Below are 19,224 nucleotides of genomic sequence, written 5' to 3'. Positions count from 1 at the left end.
ATGGCAAACGAAGTGTGTTTCCGAACCATGCATCTTGATGAACCCTGGACATTAGAGGCTTATAAAAGCGTCGGTGGTTACAAGGTCTGGCGAGATATTTTAAAAAATAAAACTCCAGCGAATGACATTATTGAGCAATTAAAAACATCTGCTCTTCGTGGGCGAGGTGGTGCAGGTTTTCCAACCGGTTTGAAATGGAGCTTTATGCCTCGCGGAATGCCAGGACAAAAATACGTGGTATGTAATTCCGATGAAGGTGAGCCGGGTACTTTTAAAGACAGAGATATTTTGCGTTTTAACCCACATCAGTTGATCGAAGGTATGGCTATTGGCGGCTATGTTATGACAGCAACAGTGGGTTACAACTATATGCGCGGCGAATTTTATGAACCGTTTGCACGAATGGAACAGGCGTTAAAAGAAGCTTATGATGAAGGGTTGCTCGGTAAAAATATTCTGGACTCCGGCATCGACTTTGATCTTTACAATCATATGGGCGCTGGCGCATATATTTGTGGCGAAGAAACCGCATTAATTGAATCCCTTGAAGGTAAAAAAGGTCAGCCCAGATTTAAACCGCCTTTTCCGGCGAATTACGGAGTGTTTGGTCGACCGACAAATGTGAACAACACGGAAAGCTATGCTTCGGTGCCGGTTATTTTACAACACGGTGGGCAGTGGTTTCTCGATTTGGGCATTCCCAATAATGGTGGAACAAAAATATTTTCCGTGTCTGGTCATATTAAACAGCCCGGCAATTATGAAGTGGCGATGGGTATGCCGTTTAAAGATTTACTGCAGCAGTGCGGTGGCATGCGCGGTGATAAACCGCTGAAAGCCGTGATCCCCGGCGGCTCTTCGTCGCCTGTATTGCCCGCATCAGTAATGATGGATATTACGATGGATTACGACGCCATAGGAAAGGCCGGATCCATGGTTGGCTCAGGAGCGGTCATGGTGATTGAAGAAGGCACTTGCATGGTTGAGCTGGCTGCCCGTACCGCCCACTTTTATTACGAAGAATCTTGCGGTCAATGCACACCCTGTCGAGAAGGTACTGGCTGGATGTCCAGGGTATTGCACCGAATTCTCGACGGCGAAGGAAAAATAGAAGATTTAGATAACCTTCAAGACATTGCAGACAATATTATGGGGCGAACCATTTGCGCCTTAGGCGATGCTGCTGCCATGCCGATGGGGGGCTTTTTAAAACATTACAAACACGAATTTGAACATATGATCCGCACCGGTCGACGTTGGGTCGACGATCAGCAAAATGCAGCATAAGTGTGGATCAAGCATTAAAAAGTTGAGTGTCATCACTCAGGTATTTTCTGTTGAATGGCATTAGATTAATTAACGTTACATAACCAAGAGATAACTATGGGTACAGTCACGATCGAAATTGATGGTGTTTCGCTTGAAGCGGAAACCGGATCGATGATCATTGAAATTGCTGATGATGCAGGCATGCATATTCCGCGATTCTGTTACCACAAAAAATTATCGGTAGCGGCCAACTGTCGCATGTGTCTGGTGGATGTGTCGAATTCTCCAAAAGCAGTGCCCGCGTGTGCAACGCCTGTCGCAGATGGCATGAAGGTGTTAACCAACTCAACCAAGGCGCGAATTGCACAAAAGTCGGTGATGGAATTTTTGCTTATAAATCATCCTTTAGATTGTCCCATTTGTGATCAGGGTGGTGAGTGTGAGTTGCAAGATGTTGCATTAGGATTTGGTAACGATGTGTCGCGATTTACCGAAGGTAAACGAGTGGTACAGGATAAAAATATTGGTCCACTGATAGAAACGGATATGACACGTTGTATTCACTGTACTCGTTGCGTACGTTTTGGAACCGAAGTGGTTGGTATGCGAGAAATGGGCGCAACCGGTCGCGGCGAACATATGGAAATTGGCACTTATATCGAAAAGTCCATTGAGTCGGAAGTGTCGGGCAATATTATCGATTTATGCCCGGTGGGTGCTTTAACCGCAAAACCATCGCGTTATAAAGCACGAGCCTGGGAGATGCAGTCGACCGCCGGAGTTTCTCCGCACGATTGTTTGGGCACTAACATCGAGATACATCATCGTCGTGGTGAAGTGATTCGGGTTGTGCCTCGAGAAAATGAAAAAATTAACGAAGTCTGGATCAGTGATCGTGACCGATTTTCCTATCAATCGGTTACCGATAGCGAGCGACTGACACAGCCTAAAATAAAGAAAGATGGGCAATGGCAAACTTGTGACTGGGAAACGGCATTAACGCATGTTTGTGACCAGTTAAATAATATCAAGCAATCTGAAGGCGTTGAAAATATTGGGGCGTTAATTTCACCCTCTGCAACTCTGGAAGAAATGTATTTAACGCAAAAATTAATGCGAGGATTAGGCAGTCACAATATCGATCATCGCTTAAGGCAAGTGGATTTTTCATCACAGTTTGAAGCGCCGATGTTTCCCGGAATGGAGTTTGATATTGATGCGCTTGAAGACATGGATGCCACATTATTAATCGATGCCGATTTAAGGCGTGAACAACCATTACTTGCCTTGAGACTTCGAAAATCTACGCGGCATGGTCGTGTGATGTCGGTTCACTCAGGAGAAGTCGAAAACAATTTTAAAGTGTCGCCCAATGTTTCGGTGCCTGCTTCAGATTTATTAGCGCAGTTGCAAGGTATTGTTGCAGCATTAATTGAGCAACATAAAGAAGTGAGTGCTGAGCTTACGGAGTTATTTGTTGATATTAAACCAACACCTGATCAGCAAACCATCGCCAGTGAACTTCGAATAAATGATAACGCCTGTTTGTTAGTAGGGCAGTCGGCACTGGAGCATTCAAAAAGCAGTCATATACGATGGCTGGCGAAAACAATCAGTGATTTGTCCGGTTGCGCCTTTGGTGAATTGACCGCGGGTGCCAATACCGCAGGCGGTTACATTGCCGGAGCATTACCACACCGTTTATCAGCTGCAGAAGAAAGTAATATTTGTGGTTGGAATACTCAGCAGATGTTGCAAAAAGGCTTGTCGGCTTATTTATTAATGAATACTGAGCCGGAACTCGATTCCAGTTACCGCGATGCCGCAAGAGTATCATTATTAAAATCGAAGTTTGTGGTTATGATGACGCCATTTGCGAAAGGTGAGTTTCTCGATTATGCCGATGTATTATTACCAATTGCCGGGTTCACGGAAACCTCAGGTACCTTTATCAATGTGTGCGGAGAATGGCAAAGCTTTACCGCTGCAGTAAAAGCAAAAGGCGAAGCAAGACCAGCCTGGAAAGTATTGCGGGTATTGGGTAATTTACTGGAGCTCGATGGGTTCGATTATGTTTCGTCGCAAGAGATAAACGCAGCCGTAAAAGAACGCTTTGAAAGCACAACCGATGCAAGGGTGGGACATTTTCAGCGGCCTGATTCGCTTGAGTCCGGTGGCGAAAAACCTCGTCCTTTGTCCATGTACGACATGGACAGTTTGACGCGTCGCTCCTTGTGTTTGCAAATGTCGGTGCAGGGGCAGGACAACTGGCGCCGGGATCAAATTGAACATTTGGTGGCTTCTCAATCATTGCCAGAAACCGAGTCGCCCGACAGTCTGATAAATCTTTCGGCATCGTCTGCTGAATCAGAAACCGCTTCATTGCAGGAGTCCTCCGATGCTTGAATGGTTTAATGAGTTAATGTGGATCCTGTTGAAAATAGGATTTATTTTATTGCCATTGATCCTTGCGGTTGCTTATACCACTTACGCCGAACGCAAAGTGATTGGCTATATGCAACTACGAATGGGACCTAATCGAGTTGGCCCAAAAGGTTGGCTGCAACCGTTTGCCGATGTTATCAAGTTGGCAACAAAAGAGATTGTACTGCCATCTGGTGCTAACAAACCGATGTTTTTATTGGGGCCAATTTTATTTATTGGGCCATCGCTTGCTGCTTGGGCGGTTATTCCGTTTGATGCCGAGTTAGTATTGGCGGATATCAACGCAGGATTGATTTATTTATTGGCGATGACGTCGATTGGAGTTTACGGAATTATCATTGCCGGGTGGGCATCCAACTCCAAATACGCTTTTTTAGGCGCTATGCGTTCGGCATCTCAGGTGGTGTCCTACGAAATAGCAATGGGCTTTACATTGGTTGGTGTTTTGATGTGCGCCAACAGCATGAATCTTGGCGACATTATTACTCAGCAGTCGGGCAGTGTTCTGGACTGGTTTTTTATTCCACTGTTTCCACTTCTGGTTATCTTCTGGATTTCAGGTGTGGCAGAAACCAATCGCGCACCCTTCGATTTACCTGAAGGCGAATCGGAAATTGTGGCCGGTTTTCATGTTGAGTACGCCGGTACGGCTTTCGCTTTATTCTTTCTGGCTGAATACGCCAATATGATTCTGGTTTCCTGTTTAACCGCCATCATGTTTTTTGGTGGTTGGCTCTCGCCGTTTCAGGGCATTCCGTATCTTGATGCCATGACCAGCTGGATTCCGGGAACCTTCTGGTTATTATTAAAAGCCGCATTTTTCTTATTCGGTTTACTCTGGCTTCGCGCCACGTTTCCACGGTTTCGGTATGATCAAATTATGCGGCTGGGCTGGAAAGTATTTATTCCGGTGACTATTGTCTGGATTGTGGTACTGGCGGCCTGGATAAAATTGCAATGGTGGCCCTTTAATGGTTAATCGAATGTCGCTTAAACAAGTCAGGTGTCTTTATGCTGCTTAAGTTAAAACAGTTTTTTGATACATTTTTTTTGGTTGAGTTGTTAAAAGGGCTCAGCGTCACCGGTCGTCATTTGTGGAAACAGAAAATTACCGTTTTATACCCAGAAGAAAAAACACCCATGTCACCACGGTTTCGTGGGTTGCATGCGTTACGTCGTTATCCTAATGGTGAAGAGCGTTGTATTGCCTGTAAATTATGTGAAGCGGTATGCCCTGCGCTTGCCATTACAATTGACGCAGGGCCAAGGCAAAGTGACGGTACTCGTCGAACAACCAAGTACGAAATAGATTTATTTAAATGCATCTATTGTGGCTTTTGTGAAGAGTCATGCCCGGTGGACTCAATCGTTGAAACACGCGTGTTTGATTATCATTTTGAAAAACGCGGTGAGCACATTATGACCAAGGCAAAATTACTGGCCATTGGTGATAAGTTGGAACCACAAATTGCGGCTGATCGGGCTGCCGATGCTAAATATCGATAATGATGATTAACGATAACAATAAAATGACAATCCATAAAAAGATAAACCGAGCAAAAATAATATGGAACTGACTTTTCAACAACTGGTTTTTTACGGCTTTTCAACGCTACTGTTGTTGTCTGCCCTGATGGTTATTCTTTCGCGCAACAGTGTTAAAGCCGTTATGTTTCTGGTGCTTTGCTTTGTCGCAACGTCAGGTTTGTGGATGTTGTTACAAGCAGAGTTTTTAGCCGTTGCATTGGTGTTGGTTTATGTTGGTGCAGTGATGGTGTTGTTCCTGTTTGTGGTGATGATGCTCGACATCGACATTGCCGCACGTCGACATGGTTTTACGAAATTATTGCCATTGGCATTGCTGGTTGCTATTGCGTTTTTATTTATACTGCACTGGCTTGTGGGTGATAATCACTTTGGGCTTGAGCAAATGGAAGCGCCATCGGATCATGATGCCAGCTACAGTAATATTCGTGAGCTTGGAAAAATGCTCTACACCGATTACTTTTATCCATTTGAGTTAGCTGCCGTTATATTGCTGGTGGCAATGGTTGCTGCCATTAGCTTAACGTTTCGAGGCAAGCGCAGTCGCAAAAGTCAGGATATCGATAAGCAGGTGAGAGTAACCAAGGCGGATCGATTAAGAGTGATAAAAATGGAATCCAGTTCATCGAGCCAGCAAACCGACAGTAAATCAGACGAAGAGAGCAACGAAAATAAAGATAAGGAGCAGGACAAATGATAGGTTTATCGGATTATCTGTTTGTTGCTGCAATATTATTCGCCATTAGTGTTGCGGGCATTATTATTAACCGAAAAAATGTCATCACTCTGTTGATGTGTATTGAGCTGATGTTGCTATCGGTCAATATCAACTTTATTGCATTCAGCCGTTACCTTGATGATCTTCAAGGTCAAATTTTTGTGTTTTTTATTTTAACGGTGGCGGCCGCTGAGGCTGCCATTGGTCTTGCTATTTTGGTGGCACTTTTTCGAAACCGTTCAACCATAGATGTTGAAGAGCTTAATCAGCTAAAAGGATAAGCCATGCAAACCACACTTCTGACCATCGTTTTGCTGCCGCTTATGGGAGCCCTTATTGCCGGATTGTTTGGTAAACAAATCGGCGAGCGAGGAGCGCATGGGGTCACGATTATAGGTGTCGGTGTTGCCTGCTTATTATCGTTTCAGTTGATGTGGGGAATGATTGAAGGCGATATTCCAAATGTAAACCTGACCATCTATCAGTGGGGAACCATGGGCGGTTTATCGCTTGAAGTTGGGTTTTTACTGGATTCTTTATCCGCTTTAATGCTTTGTGTTGTGACTTTTGTTTCCTTGATGGTTCACATTTACACCATTGGGTATATGAAAGGTGATCCGGGTTATCAACGTTTTTTCAGTTACATAAGTTTGTTTACGTTTGCCATGTTAATGCTGGTATTGGCAAATAACTTTTTACAATTGTTTTTCGGTTGGGAAGCCGTTGGACTGGTGTCTTATTTACTGATTGGATTCTGGTTTAAAAAAGACTCCGCTGTTTTCGCAAATTTAAAAGCGTTTCTGGTTAATCGTGTCGGAGACTTCGGCTTCTTAATCGGTATTGCCGGCGTTCTGTATTATTTTGGTTCACTCGATTATCAAACCGTTTTTGCTCAGGCGACAGTTGTTGCAGCAGAAGGCGCGACCTTATCATTAGGATTTGGTGAATGGTCGGCGATAACGTTTATTTGCATTTGTCTGTTTATTGGCGCCATGGGTAAATCAGCGCAGGTGCCTTTGCATGTCTGGTTGCCAGATTCAATGGAAGGCCCAACACCCATTTCAGCACTGATTCATGCGGCGACTATGGTGACGGCCGGTGTGTTTATGGTGTCGCGAATGTCTCCATTATTTGAGCTGTCGACTACAGCGTTATCCTTTGTATTGATCATTGGTGCCATTACCGCCTTTTTTATGGGGCTGTTGGGTATTGTACAAAACGACATAAAACGAGTGGTGGCCTATTCGACCTTATCACAACTGGGGTATATGGTGGCAGCACTGGGCGCATCCGCTTATGCAGCAAGCATGTTCCATCTAATGACCCATGCGTTTTTTAAAGCGTTACTGTTTTTGGCGGCAGGCTCGGTTATCGTTGGCATGCATCATGTTCAGGATATTCGAAAAATGGGGAATATCCGAAAGTATATGCCGATAACCTGGATCACCGCATTAATCGGTACACTGGCGTTAGTGGGTATGCCGTTTTTCTCCGGCTTTTATTCGAAAGACGCTATTATCGAAGCGGTTGGTCATGCATCTCTGGTTGGCAGTGACTTTGCCTATTACTGTTTATTGTTTGGGGTTTTCTTTACCGCACTTTACAGCTTTCGAATGTTCTTTCTGGTGTTCCATACCAAAGAACGTATGAATGCCGATACCCGGCAACACTTGCAGGAATCTCCGCGAGTTATCTGGATACCTCTGGTGCTGTTGGCGATTCCTTCGGTGATGATTGCCTGGTGGACCGCAGAGCCGCTGCTATTTGGAAACTTCTTTAATGACGCGATAAGGGTGCAGCCAGAACATAATACCTTGGCCATGGTTTCGCGTCAGTTTGTTGATGTCTGGAGTTTCGCACTGCATGGCTTTCAAACGTTGCCTTTCTGGTTGATGATGGCCGGTCTGTTTACCGCGTTGCTGGTTTACGTCATCAAACCCTCTTTGTCCGAATCAATAGCCAATCAGTTTGCGCCGCTCAAACGTCTACTCGATAACCATTATTATTTTGATGCCTTTAATCAGAAAGTGATTGTGCCGATCACCATGATGGCCGGTAAAGGGCTCTCCAAATTCGGCGATGAAAAACTGATTGATGGATTGGCCGTTAATGGCAGCGCTAAATTAGTCAATGCTGTTGGTCAAATCAGTCGTAAATTTCAAAGCGGCTATTTGTATCACTACGCATTAATGATGTTGATTGGATTGTTGGCCGCATCGATATGGTTCTTTTGGCCACAACTTAATGTTTAATGCAGTTATCAATTGAACTAAACGTTTAAAAAGGTTAGTGCTATTCGCATGATGAATCAGAACAACAAAAAACGGATGATGGCATGACATATCAAGTCCCATGGTTAAGCCTGTTAATATGGTTGCCGGTAATCGGCGGCTGTATATTGCTGTTCAGCACGGGTGAGAAAAAACAAACCTTCAGTAAATGGTTTGCACTTACCGTGGCGATTGCAACCTTTTTACTGACCATTCCGGTTTATCTGGCGTTCGATAATACAACGGCAGCATTACAATTTGTTGAGCGGGATATCTGGTTTGATTCGTTAAACATTGAGTATTTTCTCGGGATAGATGGTTTCTCGTTGCCCCTGATAATGCTGACATCGTTTATTGCAGTAATTGTTGTGATTGCTGGCTGGCGTTCCATCGAACATCGGGTCGCCATGTATCTGGCAGCTTTCTTAATGATGTCCGGATTAATGAACGGTGTTTTTGCCTCCGCCGATGCGATTCTTTTTTATGTGTTCTGGGAAGCTATGTTGATCCCGATGTTTCTGGTGATTGGCATCTGGGGTGGTCCAAACAGAGTTTATGCCACCATTAAGTTTTTCCTTTATACCTTTTTAGGTTCGGTTTTAATGTTGATTGCCCTGATTTATCTGGGCATAGAGGCGCAAAGTTTTTCGATTAAGTCGATGCAGCAATTGCCATTGCCGATGAATGCGCAACATTATATTTTCTGGGCTTTTCTTTTGGCATTCGCCGTAAAAGTGCCAATGTGGCCAGTGCATACCTGGTTACCTGACGCTCATGTCGAAGCGCCTACTGGTGGTTCGGTTGTGCTGGCGGCCATTATGCTGAAAATGGGCACCTATGGATTTGTTCGATTCAGCTTACCGGTGACGCCCGATGCGTCATTTTACTGGGCCGATATGATGATTGTGTTGTCGCTGGTGGCCATTGTTTATATCGGGCTTGTGGCTCTGGCACAAAAAGACATGAAAAAATTAATCGCCTATTCGTCCATCGCTCATATGGGATTTGTGGTACTTGGATTTTTTATTGTGTTTGCTTTAGCGACAGACAATAAAACAGACGCAGCGATTATGGGGTTGCAGGGCGGCTTGGTACAAATGTTGTCCCATGGGTTTATTTCTGGCGCTTTGTTTTTGTGCATAGGCGTGCTGTATGACCGGTTACACAGTCGACAAATTAACGATTACGGTGGCGTCGCCAATGCGATGCCTAAATTTGCCGCTCTTTTTATGGTGTTTGCTATGGCCAACGCAGGCTTACCCGGTACATCCGGTTTCGTCGGTGAGTTTTTGGTTATTCTGTCCTCTTTTCAAACGAATATCTGGTACGCGCTCCTGGCGGCAACAACTTTAATTCTGGGCGCTGCCTACACCTTGTTTATGTACCGACGGGTTATGTTTGGCGCTGCTAAAAATAAAAAAATTGCGGCACTGGATGATTTGTCTCCGCGCGAGTTTTGTATGTTATTGCTGCTTGCCATACTGGTGATTATGTTTGGCGTATGGCCGGCGCCTATGTTTGATGTAATGAACAGTTCCGTTGAGCATTTAGTGGAGTGCGGCATACAAAGTAAATTAACGCTGGAAGGGATGTGCATAGAATGAATTCGTTTGATATTACCCCTTTTCTGCCGGAAGTATTGATGTTGATACTGGCGTGTCTGGTATTGATGATCGATCTTTATTCCAATGATCGAGAAAAACAATTGTGTTACGTGACCACTCAAATTGGTCTGGTGGCTATTTTGGTTTATTTGTTGGGCCAGGTAAATATTGAACCGGTAGTTGCATATGGCGGCACCTTTGTTAAAGACTCTCTGAGTCAGTTATTAAAAATAGGGATTATTATTATTTCGGGTGTGTCATTGGTTTATGCTCGGGTATTTATTCGAGGTCGCCGCTTTTTAAGAGGGGAGTATTACAGCCTTACTGTTTTTGCGGTACTCGGTATGATGGTGATGGTGTCGGCTAATCACATGCTATCACTGTATTTAGGATTGGAATTATTATCGTTAACCTTGTACGCCATGATAGCGATGGAGCGTGACAATAAACTGGGCGTTGAGGCTGCGATTAAATATTTTGTCACAGGCGCTATTGCTTCCGGCTTTTTGCTTTATGGGATATCGCTGCTTTACGGGGTTACCGGTCATTTACAACTGGATTCCATGGCAAAAGCTCTGGCAGTTGAAGGTGACTTTTCGTTGGTTGCAAAATTTGCAGTTGTGTTTGTGGTGGCTGGTCTTGCTTTTAAGCTGGGGCTGGTTCCGTTTCATATGTGGCTTCCTGATGTTTATCAGGGTGCACCGGTGTCGGTTACTGCTTTAATTGCTAGTGCACCAAAAATTGCCGGATTTGGCTTTGCCATTCGGTTGTTGGTAGATGGACTTGAACCATTAGCCATAGACTGGCAGCAATTACTTCTGGTGGCGGGTATTGTTTCCATTGCATTAGGTAATCTTGTGGCGATAGCACAAGATAATTTTAAACGGCTGCTGGCTTACTCTGGTATAGCTCATATGGGCTATTTTATTCTGGGGTTTTATGCTGGCGATAATGGCGGCTATGCCGCATCTATGTTTTACGTGCTGGCCTATGCATTAATGGCACTTGCCGCATTTGGTTTGATTGTGTTTATGAGTCGCAGCGGCTATGAATATGAAACACTGGACGATATGCGCGGGCTGGGTCGCAAAAATCCCTGGTATGCATTAATGATAACCTTTGTCATGGTTTCTATGGCAGGATTACCTCCGTTTATTGGCTTTTGGCCAAAGCTCGAAATTTTTCGCAGTTTAGTTGCTTCGGGTTATTGGCAACTGGCCGTTTATGCCATCGTCTTTTCAGTGGTTGGACTATACTACTATTTACGAGTTATAAAAGTGGTTTACTTTGATGCGCCAGAGCAGGAGTTTTCATTTTTACCGAGCCGAAGCATTCGTTTTGCCATTACCTTTAACTGTATCTCGTTACTCTTGTTAGGATTGATTCCGGACAGTATTTATCGTTACTGCCTGATGGCACTGAGTTAATATGTTTGAGCAACTGCAGACTTTCGCAGACTTTATCAAGTTGTGGTTACCCAATCCCTGGATACAGGCAACACTATGGTTGGTTGCAGGATTGGTGTTATCGTCTTTTTCAACTTTTATTTTTCGTCATTTGCATTGGCGTGGTTCTTCAAAAACAGAAAATAAACTCGATGACCTGCTGGTTGAAAACTTAAAGACACCGGTACGTTGGAGCATTATTTTTATAGCGCTCTACTTTGCTTTTCAGAGTTTCTCTCTTGAGCCAATCTGGCTTGAAATTTTAGTGTCTATAGAAGCAACCTTTGTGGTTATTTTGTGGGGCAGCTTTATTTATAAGGTGGTCCACTTTGCGTTAAGTAAATCTGCAAACTCAGAGCGCACCAGCCGATTTGTGCAAAAAAGAACATTGCCTCTATTTGAAAATCTATTGCTGATTTTATCCATTGTTACAGGCGCTTATTTTATTCTTGTGGTATGGGATATCAATGTTGGGCCAATTATTGCGTCTGCCGGGATATTGGGTCTGGCCATGTCATTGGCAGCCAAAGATACCATGGCCAATTTATTTGCCGGTGTGTTTATTATGGCAGATGCGCCTTATCAAATTGGTGATTATATTGTGTTAGATGGAGGTGAGCGCGGAAAAGTGACGCATATTGGTATTCGAAGTACCCGAATTTTGACCAGGGATGATGTTGAAGTCACCATTCCCAATGCCATCATGGGCAACAGCAAAATCACTAATGAGTCTTCAGGTCCCCATGAAAAATACCGTATCAGGGTTAAAGTTGGACTTGCTTATGGATCTGATATTCAATTGATTCGAAAAGCACTGATGTCAGTCGCAGAAAATAATAAGTCGATATGTGATGATCCGGCAGCACGGGTCAGGTTTCGAAATTTCGGAGACTCATCTCTTGATTTTGAGCTACTTTGCTGGGTGCCTAATCCTGAGTTAAGAGGACGAGTTTCCGATGAATTAAATGAACAAGTGTACAATGCATTAAATGAAAATAACTTGTCCATTCCTTTTCCACAGAGAGATGTGCATCTGTATCAAGTTCCTGAAAAGAATAATCACTCCGACTAAACAGAGCGACTTGATAAAGTTTTAATGGTTTAAACTACTGTTGTCATTGCCAATGAGCTTTAATAACTGGTTTTGATTCAGCGGCTTTGACAGTAAGTGGCCTTGAAAGTAACTGCAGTTATTAGCCTCTAAAAACTTAAGTTGCTCACTGTTCTCGACTCCTTCGGCGACCACCTCTACACCAATGGTTTTGGATAACTGAATAATTGTTTTGATGATAGCTTCGGTATTGCCATCAATGCCAATACCGCGAATAAATGAACGATCAATTTTGAGTCGATCAATATCAAAATCTTTAAAGTGGTTCAGCGAAGAGTAACCGGAACCAAAGTTATCAATAGCGATTTTTAGACCAAGATCCTTTAATTCTGAAAGCAGTTGTGCAGAGTTACTTTTATTTTGCATTAAGGTACTTTCGGTAACTTCTAGTTCAATATTGCTATAATTAATGTCATGTTCACGCAAACGGTTTTTGATAACGCCAACCAGATCATAATTTAAAAAGTGGTTGGCCGATAAGTTGATTGAAAACTGTAAATGTTGCAGTTCTTCTTCATGTTGCTCTACCAGGTAACATACATCAGTTAATAGCTTATCAGTAATTGGTAATATTAAGTTGAGCTTTTCTGCTACCGGTATAAATTTATCGGGCTCAACATGTTGTCCTGATGACTTTCTCCACCGAAGCAACACTTCAACTCCAATAACTTTTTTCGATTTGCATTCATATCGAGGATGAAATACTGGATAGAGTTCATTGCTTTTAACAGCAGCTCGAAGCTCTTGCTCCAATGTATGTTGTTCATCAGCCAGCAGAGTCATTTCTTCCGAGAAATAATTGAAAGTATTTCGACCATTACGTTTCGCATGGTACATGGCCATATCGGCATGCTTTAGTAGTTGTTGAGTGTTTCGGCTGTTATCAGGATACTGACTTATTCCCATGCTCGGTGTCATAATCACCGTATGGTTTTGCAGTTTAAATGGCTGCTTCATGATTTCTAGTAAACGCTGGCAAAGAAAGTCTATCTGCTCTTCATGAGCAATCTTTTCAAGCAAAATGACAAACTCATCACCATTAATTCGTGCTAGTGTATCATCTCTGTGCAAACAATGCTTCAGTCGGGAAGATACTTCTATTAATAATTCATCCCCGGAGCGATGCCCAAGAGAGTCATTGATGGACTTAAAATGATCCAGGTCGAGCAAGATAATTGCCAGACTGTGTTTTAAGTGGTTCGCTTTATCAATCGCGTGATCAATTCGTTCTATAAGAAGCTTTCGATTGGGTAGCTGTGTTAATGCATCATAATTAATCAGTTGTTTAAGTTTATGACCGGTTTGTTTGAGTGCACTAATATCGTTCCATATAAAATAATAAAGCCGTCTGTCTTTTGAAGTGGTTCGGCCTACTTTCAAATAAGTAGGAAGGTTAGATGTTTTCTGACTTCTAAGCCAACTTTCACCAGACCAATGTTCATCCTCATCAATAATTGATATTATCTGACTGAAAAAATCCACCGGCTGTTGCGCTGTTTGCAGAAACTCAATGGAGTTGTTTAGTAAGTCTTTTTCTTTGTAGCCCGTTAATGTAAGCAGTGTTGGGTTGGTTGACACGATTTTTAAGTGTTGATCGATTATGGCTACGGCATCATTAGTATTTTGAAAAGTTTGCTCATATAAATTGGAACTATCCTGATAGTTTTTACTCTGGGTGATATCTGTATATGTGCCCATTGCGTGTAAGGCAACTTCTTTTTTAACATCAGTCATTTCTCCTAAATCATGTACCCAGATAAAGTTACCTTGATGGTTAAGTCGATAAACACAATCGAAGCTATTGCTTTTTCTCTGAACAAAAGCACTCCACTTTTCGATAAATAAGTTTTTATCGTCGGGGTGTATTTTACTAATATGATCAGACAGACTCATGGCTGTAAAGTTGTCTAAATAATCTGCTCGCTTATATACTTCGTCATGCTTAAATTTACTCCAGTCCCAAAGCCCGCTGTTAGAACTCGTTAGTGCCAGTTGCAGTCGTTTTTTATTTGCCTGGTATGAAGCCGTATATTGTTGTTTTCTTTGTTTGTACTTGAAATAAAAAGACAAGCTTAAGCCAGTCATTAATAATAAGACCAGTACATAGGCAACTAAAGCAGCATCTGTAAGCCATAGTGGCGGTGCAATAGTAAAAGGTAGTGACAAATTTGCCGTTTCTGGTTTGCCAGATACACCAATATGCAAAACGTGGTCACCATAGGGCAAGCCAGCAAGCGTTATCATGTTTTGCGTGGTAGCTATTGGATCCCGTTTTGTTTTTCCTTCAATCCAATAATAAAAGTTTGTCTTTTTAGTGCTGAAATAATTTTGGTCGGTAATAAATACATTAAAGCCAATGGCGCTGCGATCAAGAGTGAGCGTTTCGACCGATGGAATGAAATAGTCGTGGGTTTGAAAAGGTTCTATTAACTGAATTTGACTGATGGTGACCGGATAAGCACTTTTTGATTCTCGGAAAATATTTTTGGGTTGTATTTTAAATAAACCGTTAACACTACCAAAAATTAATTCACCTGAAGGGAGCTGGGTATGTGCTCCCTGATTGAACTCTTCTTCGGCAATGCCATTAAAGGCTGTCAATTGAGTAAAACTATTATTTTCAGTGTTGAACTTAATGATGCCCTGATGGCTGGCGATCCAGAAATTACCCTGATGTTTATACAAACTGTAGAGTGTTGAATCTGGCAGTCCATTCTTGCTGCTGTAATGTTTTATTACTTCGCTGCCTTCGTCTTTAACTCTTAATTTATACAGCCCCGCCCCCGAATAGGCGACCCATAATTCATGCTGATTTTCACGATGGATGGCAGATGCCGTTAAAAAAGGATCGTCGGGTTTAAAGGTTTGCTGGAAGATTTTTTTAAGCGTAAAGTCTTTTGTATTTGCACGATATAGTCCTTTGTTGGATGCTAGCCAGATATCATCAAAACTGTCCTGTTGTATAAAAAAGACCGTTTTATCAAATGGTTGGTCAGCAGTGTTGGTAAAATCATTTAAAAACTTTTTCGTCTCTAAAGAATAAACAGAAACGCCGTCACTGTGTCCAATCCATAAGTTGTTGTTATTATCTTTATGTAAAGCGGTATAGCTGCGTTGCTTTATAAGTTGTTTAAGTGCCTTGTGTTTGTCTGGTAACTCGGCGGTTTTTTGAGAAACAGAATCAAATACCCGAATGCCGTGGTAGGTGGCAAGCCATAGTTGATAATCAACATCGACAATTTTATAAACCGCTCGTTCAGTGTGATGCCAGTCTTCAGGAGTTATCTGGTATTCATTGATTAATTCAAAATCGCGGTTAAATTTAAATAAGCCGTTTTCTGTACCCACCCAGGTGTTGTTCTCGTCCGCATAAATCGACCAGATATTTGAAAACTGACCATAGCGAGAAGAATCTTGTTGATTTCGTAAATAAGAGGTAACCGATAAGCTCTGTGGATCCCACTGGAATACACCGTTGCCAGATGTGCCCATCCATAGGTAGCCTTGTTGATCAAATAGCAGACTGTAAACCGCATTGTTCTGACTGACGAAGTTACCATTATTCAAATTAAATACTTTGGATAAATGTTGAGTACTGTGATTAATTTTATAGACACCGTCTGCAGTGGCGACCCATGTTTCATTATTAAATTGACGAAACGAATAACTAATAGCAGGTACCAATACGGGCGTTCGTGTGATCTGGTTATCGATAAGTGCATCAATTGAAAGCTGGAATAAACCTTGTTCTGTGGCGATCCATATATGCTGCTGGATTACTGCTATATCACGAACAGCCGCGTCATTAAGTGCAGGGTGGTTAAGTTCGGCAAAGCGTACTTTTTTTAAGCGCTGTTGTTTTTTGTCGGTGACATAAAGTCCCCGTGTTGTGCCGATAAATATTTGCTGTTGAAATGCGGCTACACTTAAAATTCCTTCGTTGTTGAAATCTATTTCGGTCAGAGGTGTTTTAAATGCTTTGGCAACCTGCGTGCCTTGTTCCAGATAATAAATACCATCCCATCTGGCAAACCAGAGAGTATCATTGCTGTCCTGTTTGATTTGCAATACAGGGTGAGAGGTCGTTTGGCTGAACTGATCGCCTTCAAATAACTGTTCTTTAATATTAAGAGTGCCTGGATCTATGGAATAGGCTGATTTTTCGTTGGCTACCCATAAACGGTTACTTGAGTCGAGAAATAAATCTGAAACTAGGGAGCCTTCAAAAATATTATCCGGCCCTTTAATATCGATAACACGGTAACTGTCGTATCGTTGTAAGCCGTTAGCAGAACCAACCCAGATAAAGCCATAGGGATCCTGAGCCAGGGTTTTGACCCAGCGGGAATTCAATCCTTGTTCTTGCGAAAGTTGCTTAAAATAGGGGGTTGAATGAGAAGGCTGGTGTTTTGCTGAAACAGTAATACTGAACAGTAGTACACAGAGGCTTCGAAAAATAACGCTCATCATTAAGTATTAATATCCTGTTTGACGCATGGCTTACTGTGGCCAAAAATTTATTCGTCTTATGCGAATTCAGGTTAATTATGCCTTATACTTGTGATTCTTGCTCGTATTCGTTAAAATTCCGGCACTTTGATGCGGGGTGGAGCAGTCTGGTAGCTCGTCGGGCTCATAACCCGAAGGTCGTTGGTTCAAATCCGGCCCCCGCTACCACAGGTTTTTATATCAAAAAGCCCCGTTTTATGGGGCTTTTTGTTAGGCAAAGCGAAAATAACGGTGCGGTATTTCGCCCACAGGTTGTTTGAAAAATGGGCGTTTTATGCCCATTTTTTGTTTATACACACGGTTAAGAGGTGCTCTGGTGGCGGTTATAGAAGAACTGAATGGTCTGATTGAGCCTGCCGTTGAAGCGGTTGGCTTCGAATTTGTCGGGCTTGAGTACGTAGCAGAAGGACGCCACTCGGTACTGCGCGTCTTTATTGACCATGAGCAAGGCATAAATGTTGATGACTGTGCCACCGTCAGTCGCCAAGTCAGTGCCATTCTGGATGTCGAAGATCCTATATCGGGTCATTACAATCTGGAAGTGTCTTCGCCGGGAATGGACAGGCCATTGTTCAAGCTTGAACACTTTCAGCGGTTTGAAGGTGAAGAAATTAAATTAAGAAGTCACGCACCCGTTGACGGGCGGCGTAACTTCCGCGGCGTACTGCTTTCTGTAGAAGGTGAGCAAGTACTAATGAACGTCGATGGGCAGGTGTTTACCATTGCCTTCGACAATGTCGATAAAGCTAATATTGTCCCAAATTTTGGTGAGAAGTAAGTACAACCGAGGTTTAACCTATGAGTAAAGAAATACTATTGGTAGTTGACGCTGTATCCAATGAGAAAGATGTTGAGCCAGAATTGATTTTTGAAGCTCTGGAAGCAGCTATTGCAACAGCGACCAAAAAGAAAAATGGCGGTGAAATTGATGTTCGCGTTGCCATTGATCGCGTCTCGGGTGAGTACGATACTTTTCGCCGCTGGGAAGTGGTTGAAGATACCGATACCGGCCTTGAATCGCCTTATACACAGATCAGCTTATCGGCTGCTCAGGTTGAAGAGCCTGAAATTGAAGTTGGCGGCCATGTTGAAGAGCAAATTGAATCGATAGAGTTTGGTCGAATTGCGGCACAAACTGCAAAACAGGTTATCGTACAAAAAGTTCGCGAGGCTGAGCGAGCTAAAGTTGTTAAAGCATTTGAGCACCGAGTGGGTGAGCTGGTCACTGGCGTGGTTAAAAAGGCCAACCGCGAAAGTATCATTCTTGATTTGGGTAACAATGCCGAGGCAATTATTCCGCGTGAAGAAATGATGACGCGCGAATCCGTTCGAACCGGCGATCGTATTAGAGGTTTACTCTATGCGGTTAAGCCTGAAGCCCGTGGTCCGCAATTATTTGTCAGCCGTACACGGCCTGAAATGCTGATTGAATTGTTCCGTATAGAGGTTCCTGAAATCGCTGAAGAAGTGATTGAATTGAAAGGTGCCGCTCGTGATCCTGGTTCTCGCGCCAAGATAGCCGTTAAAACCAATGATAAACGAATTGATCCTGTGGGTGCCTGTGTTGGTATGCGCGGTTCTCGTGTTCAGGCTGTCTCAGGGGAACTTGATAACGAACGTATCGATATTGTTCTGTTTGATGATAACCCGGCACAGTATGTGATTAATGCCATGGCACCTGCTGAAGTGGCGTCTATTGTTGTGGACGAAGACAGTCACAGCATGGACATTGCGGTGGATGAAGATCAGTTGGCACAAGCCATTGGTCGTACCGGTCAAAACGTACGCTTAGCCAGTGAGCTAACCGGCTGGACGCTGAATGTTATGACCGAAGCCGATTTTGAAGCGAAAAATACGGTTGAAAGCGAAAGTATTGTTAAGAGCTTTATGGACGATTTAGGTGTTGATGAAGACTTGGCGGCTGTATTGGTGCAGGAAGGCTTTACCACGATGGAAGAAGTCGCTTATGTACCGCTGGCAGAAATGTTAGAAATTGAAGACTTTGATGAAGATTTGGTCGAGGAGTTGAGAGCTCGTGCCAAAGATGTTTTATTAACCAAGGCGATTGCCAGCGAAGAAAAGTTAGATGCTTCTGAACCTGCTGAGGACCTGCTTAATATGGATGGTATGGAAAAGCAGCTGGCTTATAAATTGGCAGGCATGGGCATCCGTACCATGGAAGATTTGGCAGAGCAGTCTGTCGATGAGTTGATTGAAATCGAGGGGATGACCGAACAAAAAGCAGGCGAAATAATACTCGCAGCTCGGGCACCCTGGTTTGAAAATGAAGAATCTTAATTCTGGGGGC

13 protein-coding genes and 1 tRNA gene are annotated in these 19,224 nt (G+C 43.1%); 13 read left to right on the top strand and 1 reads right to left on the bottom strand.

The features are described 5' to 3' along the window. The 10 genes from nuoF to C8D97_RS12680 all read left to right on the top strand — a co-directional run bounded on the left by nuoF (position 1) and on the right by C8D97_RS12680 (position 12,368). The gene (nuoF, locus tag C8D97_RS12725) at positions 1–1,287 is read left to right on the top strand and encodes an NADH-quinone oxidoreductase subunit NuoF (protein ID WP_109764169.1); all 1,287 of its coding nucleotides are present in this window, start codon (positions 1–3) and stop codon (positions 1,285–1,287) included. Between the two features lie 96 nt (positions 1,288–1,383). Then, a complete protein-coding gene (gene nuoG / locus C8D97_RS12720) occupies positions 1,384–3,675 on the top strand; it encodes an NADH-quinone oxidoreductase subunit NuoG (RefSeq protein ID WP_109764168.1) in 2,292 nt (763 codons plus the stop codon). Beyond that, on the top strand, positions 3,668–4,693 hold the full coding sequence (nuoH, locus tag C8D97_RS12715) for an NADH-quinone oxidoreductase subunit NuoH (RefSeq protein ID WP_109764167.1): 1,026 nt from the start codon (positions 3,668–3,670) through the stop codon (positions 4,691–4,693). Before nuoG ends, nuoH begins: the two co-directional genes overlap by 8 nt. Positions 4,694–4,725: 32 nt before the next feature. Beyond that, positions 4,726–5,220, top strand: coding sequence for an NADH-quinone oxidoreductase subunit NuoI (nuoI, locus tag C8D97_RS12710; protein WP_109764166.1), 495 nt, complete (start codon positions 4,726–4,728; stop codon positions 5,218–5,220). A gap of 61 nt (positions 5,221–5,281) precedes the next feature. After that, positions 5,282–5,956, top strand: a complete 675-nt coding sequence (locus C8D97_RS12705) for an NADH-quinone oxidoreductase subunit J (RefSeq protein ID WP_245411447.1) — start codon at positions 5,282–5,284, stop codon at positions 5,954–5,956. Further along, on the top strand, positions 5,953–6,258 hold the full coding sequence (gene nuoK / locus C8D97_RS12700) for an NADH-quinone oxidoreductase subunit NuoK (protein WP_109764165.1): 306 nt from the start codon (positions 5,953–5,955) through the stop codon (positions 6,256–6,258). Before C8D97_RS12705 ends, nuoK begins: the two co-directional genes overlap by 4 nt. Before the next feature lie 3 nt (positions 6,259–6,261). Further along, positions 6,262–8,229, top strand: coding sequence for an NADH-quinone oxidoreductase subunit L (gene nuoL / locus C8D97_RS12695; protein ID WP_109764164.1), 1,968 nt, complete (start codon positions 6,262–6,264; stop codon positions 8,227–8,229). An 83-nt stretch (positions 8,230–8,312) separates the two neighbouring features. Further along, complete coding sequence (locus C8D97_RS12690) at positions 8,313–9,851, top strand: NADH-quinone oxidoreductase subunit M (protein WP_109764163.1); 1,539 nt, start codon at positions 8,313–8,315, stop codon at positions 9,849–9,851. Further along, positions 9,848–11,278, top strand: a complete 1,431-nt coding sequence (nuoN, locus tag C8D97_RS12685) for an NADH-quinone oxidoreductase subunit NuoN (protein ID WP_109764162.1) — start codon at positions 9,848–9,850, stop codon at positions 11,276–11,278. Before C8D97_RS12690 ends, nuoN begins: the two co-directional genes overlap by 4 nt. 1 nt (position 11,279) lies before the next feature. Beyond that, entirely contained in the window at positions 11,280–12,368 is a 1,089-nt protein-coding gene (locus tag C8D97_RS12680) for a mechanosensitive ion channel family protein (RefSeq protein WP_109764161.1), read from the top strand. Positions 12,369–12,389: 21 nt separating this feature from the next. On the opposite strand, the gene C8D97_RS12675 is transcribed toward C8D97_RS12680, so the two are convergent. Next, positions 12,390–16,877: an EAL domain-containing protein gene (locus tag C8D97_RS12675; protein ID WP_109764160.1), complete on the bottom strand. Its 4,488-nt coding sequence runs from the start codon at positions 16,875–16,877 to the stop codon at positions 12,390–12,392. Positions 16,878–17,007: 130 nt separating this feature from the next. Between C8D97_RS12675 and C8D97_RS12670 the strand changes: the two genes are divergently transcribed. The 3 genes from C8D97_RS12670 to nusA all read left to right on the top strand — a co-directional run bounded on the left by C8D97_RS12670 (position 17,008) and on the right by nusA (position 19,214). Beyond that, a tRNA-Met gene (locus C8D97_RS12670) sits at positions 17,008–17,084 on the top strand. A gap of 106 nt (positions 17,085–17,190) precedes the next feature. Next, positions 17,191–17,694, top strand: a complete 504-nt coding sequence (rimP, locus tag C8D97_RS12665) for a ribosome maturation factor RimP (RefSeq protein ID WP_210204940.1) — start codon at positions 17,191–17,193, stop codon at positions 17,692–17,694. A gap of 20 nt (positions 17,695–17,714) precedes the next feature. Further along, a complete protein-coding gene (nusA, locus tag C8D97_RS12660) occupies positions 17,715–19,214 on the top strand; it encodes a transcription termination factor NusA (protein ID WP_109764159.1) in 1,500 nt (499 codons plus the stop codon). Positions 19,215–19,224: the final 10 nt, after the last annotated feature.

Origin of the sequence: Pleionea mediterranea (genome assembly GCF_003148745.1) — a bacterium.
GTDB lineage: Bacteria > Pseudomonadota > Gammaproteobacteria > Enterobacterales > Kangiellaceae > Pleionea > Pleionea mediterranea.
This window is presented reverse-complemented; position numbering and strand designations above follow the sequence as displayed.

Bases quoted from the DNA above. Each gene is read 5' to 3' on its own strand.
- nuoK (WP_109764165.1), top strand. From the start codon at position 5,953: ATGATAGGTTTATCGGATTATCTGTTTGTTGCTGCAATATTATTCGCC.
- rimP (WP_210204940.1), top strand. From the start codon at position 17,191: ATGCCCATTTTTTGTTTATACACACGGTTAAGAGGTGCTCTGGTGGCG.
- C8D97_RS12705 (WP_245411447.1), top strand. From the start codon at position 5,282: ATGGAACTGACTTTTCAACAACTGGTTTTTTACGGCTTTTCAACGCTA.
- nuoH (WP_109764167.1), top strand. From the start codon at position 3,668: ATGCTTGAATGGTTTAATGAGTTAATGTGGATCCTGTTGAAAATAGGA.
- nuoN (WP_109764162.1), top strand. From the start codon at position 9,848: ATGAATTCGTTTGATATTACCCCTTTTCTGCCGGAAGTATTGATGTTG.
- C8D97_RS12680 (WP_109764161.1), top strand. From the start codon at position 11,280: ATGTTTGAGCAACTGCAGACTTTCGCAGACTTTATCAAGTTGTGGTTA.
- C8D97_RS12675 (WP_109764160.1), bottom strand. From the start codon at position 16,877: ATGATGAGCGTTATTTTTCGAAGCCTCTGTGTACTACTGTTCAGTATT.
- nuoF (WP_109764169.1), top strand. From the start codon at position 1: ATGGCAAACGAAGTGTGTTTCCGAACCATGCATCTTGATGAACCCTGG.
- nusA (WP_109764159.1), top strand. From the start codon at position 17,715: ATGAGTAAAGAAATACTATTGGTAGTTGACGCTGTATCCAATGAGAAA.
- nuoL (WP_109764164.1), top strand. From the start codon at position 6,262: ATGCAAACCACACTTCTGACCATCGTTTTGCTGCCGCTTATGGGAGCC.
- C8D97_RS12690 (WP_109764163.1), top strand. From the start codon at position 8,313: ATGACATATCAAGTCCCATGGTTAAGCCTGTTAATATGGTTGCCGGTA.
- nuoG (WP_109764168.1), top strand. From the start codon at position 1,384: ATGGGTACAGTCACGATCGAAATTGATGGTGTTTCGCTTGAAGCGGAA.
- nuoI (WP_109764166.1), top strand. From the start codon at position 4,726: ATGCTGCTTAAGTTAAAACAGTTTTTTGATACATTTTTTTTGGTTGAG.